This window comes from Blastococcus sp. SYSU DS0510 (assembly GCF_054050835.1).
In genome coordinates this window covers 1-5,038 of sequence record NZ_JBJHAC010000049.1, presented here as the reverse complement: position 1 = coordinate 5,038, position 5,038 = coordinate 1, and the positions used below count along the sequence as shown (strand labels likewise).

Below are 5,038 nucleotides of genomic sequence, written 5' to 3'. Positions count from 1 at the left end.
GGTGGGGATCAGTGGCGAACGGGTGAGTAACACGTGGGCAACCTGCCCCTGGCTCTGGGATAACTCCAAGAAATTGGGGCTAATACCGGATATGACCGCTGACCGCATGGTCTGGTGGTGGAAAGATTTATCGGCTGGGGATGGGCCCGCGGCCTATCAGCTTGTTGGTGGGGTAGTGGCCTACCAAGGCGACGACGGGTAGCCGGCCTGAGAGGGTGACCGGCCACACTGGGACTGAGACACGGCCCAGACTCCTACGGGAGGCAGCAGTGGGGAATATTGCGCAATGGGCGAAAGCCTGACGCAGCGACGCCGCGTGGGGGATGACGGCCTTCGGGTTGTAAACCTCTTTCAGCAGGGACGAAGCGCAAGTGACGGTACCTGCAGAAGAAGCACCGGCCAACTACGTGCCAGCAGCCGCGGTAATACGTAGGGTGCAAGCGTTGTCCGGAATTATTGGGCGTAAAGAGCTCGTAGGCGGTTCGTCGCGTCGGCTGTGAAAACCTGAGGCTCAACCTCAGGCCTGCAGTCGATACGGGCGGACTTGAGTTCGGCAGGGGAGACTGGAATTCCTGGTGTAGCGGTGAAATGCGCAGATATCAGGAGGAACACCGGTGGCGAAGGCGGGTCTCTGGGCCGAAACTGACGCTGAGGAGCGAAAGCGTGGGGAGCGAACAGGATTAGATACCCTGGTAGTCCACGCCGTAAACGTTGGGCGCTAGGTGTGGGGGCCATTCCACGGTCTCCGTGCCGCAGCTAACGCATTAAGCGCCCCGCCTGGGGAGTACGGCCGCAAGGCTAAAACTCAAAGGAATTGACGGGGGCCCGCACAAGCGGCGGAGCATGTTGCTTAATTCGATGCAACGCGAAGAACCTTACCTAGGCTTGACATGCACGGAAATCCTCCAGAGATGGGGGGTCCGTAAGGGCCGTGCACAGGTGGTGCATGGTTGTCGTCAGCTCGTGTCGTGAGATGTTGGGTTAAGTCCCGCAACGAGCGCAACCCTCGTTCTATGTTGCCAGCACGTGATGGTGGGGACTCATAGGAGACTGCCGGGGTCAACTCGGAGGAAGGTGGGGATGACGTCAAATCATCATGCCCCTTATGTCTAGGGCTGCAAACATGCTACAATGGCCGGTACAAAGGGCTGCGATACCGCGAGGTGGAGCGAATCCCAAAAAGCCGGTCTCAGTTCGGATTGGGGTCTGCAACTCGACCCCATGAAGTTGGAGTCGCTAGTAATCGCAGATCAGCAACGCTGCGGTGAATACGTTCCCGGGCCTTGTACACACCGCCCGTCACGTCACGAAAGTCGGTAACGCCCGAAGCCGGTGGCCCAACCCTTGTGGAGGGAGCCGTCGAAGGCGGGATCGGCGATTGGGACGAAGTCGTAACAAGGTAGCCGTACCGGAAGGTGCGGCTGGATCACCTCCTTTCTAAGGAGCATGTCACCGCCTCCCGCGTGGGGGTGGTGCAGAGCCGCGCTCAGGGCAGGACGGTCCACCATCTCCGGTGGGTCGCAGGTTCCTGGGGTGGTGCTCGAGGGTGGAACGCTGACCAGTTCGGCCGGCAGCCTGGTGCTGCCCCTAGTACTGCACACACCTGGTGTGTGCGTGGAGGGGGGTGGTGGGGGTGGCCGGTGGTAGGCACGCTGTTGGGTCCTGAGGGAGCGGGTGACCGTTTCTTCGTGTCAGGGCCGGTCTGCATCTCATACCGCTGTCTCCGCCGCCTTCGGGTGGGTGGGGCGGGGCTGGTGGGGTCGGGTGACCGGTGGCTGGTCGTACGTTGAGAACTGCACAGTGGACGCGAGCATCTTCTGACTCTGGTAGCAGAGTTCAAGTGTTGTAGGCCCGCTGCACGCTTCCTTCCGGGGGTGTGGGGCGGGATTTTTGTGTGGCCAAGTTGTTAAGGGCACACGGTGGATGCCTGGGCACCAGGAGCCGATGAAGGACGTAGGAGGCTGCGATAAGCCTCGGGGAGCTGTCAACCGAGCGTTGATCCGAGGATTTCCGAATGGGGGAACCCCGCACCAGTCATGTGGTGTGACCCGCGCCTGAACACATAGGGCGTGTGGAGGGAACGTGGGGAAGTGAAACATCTCAGTACCCACAGGAAGAGAAAACAACAGTGATTCCGTGAGTAGTGGCGAGCGAAAGCGGAAGAGGCTAAACCGATCGCATGTGATAGCCGGCAGGCGTTGTGTGGTCGGGGTCGTGGGACAGTTCTGCATCTCCTGCCGGGGATGCGGGGAGTCATAAAGGACTTGTGTTAGTGGAAGGCCTCTGGAAAGGGTCGCCGTAGAGGGTGAGAGCCCCGTACACGAAAACGCAGTCCCTCCCGAACTTGTTTCCCAAGTAGCACCGAGCCCGTGAAATTCGGTGTGAATCCGGCGGGACCACCCGCTAAGCCTGAATACTCCCTGGTGACCGATAGCGGACAAGTACCGTGAGGGAAAGGTGAAAAGTACCCCGGGAGGGGAGTGAAATAGTACCTGAAACCGTGTGCCTACAAGCCGTGAGAGCCTTAGGTCCTTCGGGGCCGGGGTGATTGCGTGCCTTTTGAAGAATGAGCCTGCGAGTTAGCGGTACGTGGCGAGGTTAACCCGTGTGGGGTAGCCGTAGCGAAAGCGAGTCCGAACAGGGCGTTTGAGTCGCGTGCTCTAGACCCGAAGCCGAGTGATCTACCCATGGCCAGGTTGAAGCGCGGGTAAGACCGCGTGGAGGACCGAACCCACCAGGGTTGAAAACCTGGGGGATGAGCTGTGGGTAGGGGTGAAAGGCCAATCAAACTCGGTGATAGCTGGTTCTCCCCGAAATGCATTTAGGTGCAGCGTCACGTGTTTCTTGCCGGAGGTAGAGCACTGGATGGCCGATGGGCCCCACAAGGTTACTGACGTCAACCAAACTCCGAATGCCGGTAAGTGAGAGCGTGGCAGTGAGACTGCGGGCGATAAGGTTCGTAGTCGAGAGGGAAACAGCCCAGATCATCGGCTAAGGCCCCTAAGCGTGTGCTAAGTGGAAAAGGATGTGGGATCGCAGAGACAACCAGGAGGTTGGCTTAGAAGCAGCCACCCTTGAAAGAGTGCGTAATAGCTCACTGGTCAAGTGGTTCCGCGCCGACAATGTAGCGGGGCTCAAGCACACCGCCGAAGCCGTGGCATTCACACAACAACCCGTCGGTTCTCCTCGGAGGGCCGGCCAGGTGTGTGGATGGGTAGGGGAGCGTCGTGTGGCGGTGGAAGCGGCGGAGTGATCCAGCCGTGGACGCCACACGAGTGAGAATGCAGGCATGAGTAGCGAGAGGGGAGTGAGAACCTCCCCCGCCGGAAGACCAAGGGTTCCTGGGCCAGGCTAATCCGCCCAGGGTGAGTCGGGACCTAAGGCGAGGCCGACAGGCGTAGTCGATGGACAACGGGTTGATATTCCCGTACCCGCGAAGGAACGCCCATGCTGAACCCAGCGATGCTGACCCACCGACGCCGGTGATCCTCACTTGTGAGGTGATCCGGGGAAGCTGGGGACCCGGACTGGTAGTAGGCAAGCGATGGGGTGACGCAGGAAGGTAGTCCTACCGGTGAGTGGTAGTACCGGTGCAAGGGTGTGGCCCGTCCGATAGGTAAATCCGTCGGACACACAGGGTGAGGCCCGACGCATAGCCGATTGAGGCGAATTGGATGATCCTATGCTGCCGAGAAAAGCCTCTAGCGAGTTCCGAGCGGCCCGTACCCCAAACCAACTCAGGTGGTCAGGTAGAGAATACCGAGGCGATCGAGCGAACTGTGGTTAAGGAACTCGGCAAAATGCCCCCGTAACTTCGGGAGAAGGGGGGCCCCAGCCCGTGAACCACCTAGCGTGGGGCAGCGGGAGGGGGTCGCAGAGACCAGTGAGAAGCGACTGTTTACTAAAAACACAGGTCCGTGCGAAGTCGTAAGACGATGTATACGGACTGACGCCTGCCCGGTGCTGGAACGTTAAGGGGACGGGTTAGCCGCAAGGCGAAGCTCAGAACTCAAGCGCCAGTAAACGGCGGTGGTAACTATAACCATCCTAAGGTAGCGAAATTCCTTGTCGGGTAAGTTCCGACCTGCACGAATGGCGTAACGACTTCTCAGCTGTCTCAACCACAGGCTCGGCGAAATTGCACTACGAGTAAAGATGCTCGTTACGCGCGGCAGGACGGAAAGACCCCGGGACCTTTACTATAGCTTGATATTGGTGTTCGGTTCGGCTTGTGTAGGATAGGTGGGAGACTGCGAAGCGGGCACGCCAGTGTTCGTGGAGTCGCCGTTGAAATACCACTCTGGTCGAATTGGATGTCTAACCTCGGTCCGTGATCCGGATCAGGGACAGTGTCAGGTGGGTAGTTTAACTGGGGCGGTTGCCTCCCAAAATGTAACGGAGGCGCCCAAAGGTTCCCTCAGCCTGGTTGGCAATCAGGTGTCGAGTGCAAGTGCACAAGGGAGCTTGACTGCGAGACCGACGGGTCGAGCAGGAGCGAAAGCTGGGACTAGTGACCCGGCACCGGCATGTGGAAGCGGTGTCGCTCAACGGATAAAAGGTACCCCGGGGATAACAGGCTGATCTTCCCCAAGAGTCCATATCGACGGGATGGTTTGGCACCTCGATGTCGGCTCGTCGCATCCTGGGGCTGGAGTAGGTCCCAAGGGTTGGGCTGTTCGCCCATTAAAGCGGTACGCGAGCTGGGTTTAGAACGTCGTGAGACAGTTCGGTCCCTATCCGCCGTGCGCGTAAGAGACTTGAGAAGAGCTGTCCCTAGTACGAGAGGACCGGGACGGACGAACCTCTGGTGTGCCAGTTGTACCGCCAGGTGCACTGCTGGTTAGCTACGTTCGGCAGGGATAACCGCTGAAAGCATCTAAGCGGGAAGCTCGCTTCAAGATGAGGTCTCTCACCGGGTCAACCGGGTAAGGCCCCCGCCCAGACCAGCGGGTTGATAGGCCGGAAGTGGAAGCACCGCAAGGTGTGGAGCTGACCGGTACTAACAGGCCGAGGGCTTGACCACACACACCTCCCCACC

At 59.5% G+C, this 5,038-nt stretch carries 2 rRNA genes; both read left to right on the top strand.

Features of this window, described 5'->3' with window-relative positions:
• Window positions 1–1,437 (top strand): 16S ribosomal RNA (locus ACI79P_RS21590); the annotation flags it as partial.
• Between the two features lie 459 nt (window positions 1,438–1,896).
• Window positions 1,897–5,023: ribosomal RNA gene (locus ACI79P_RS21585) — 23S ribosomal RNA — on the top strand.
• The last annotated feature ends 15 nt before the right edge of the window (window positions 5,024–5,038 follow it).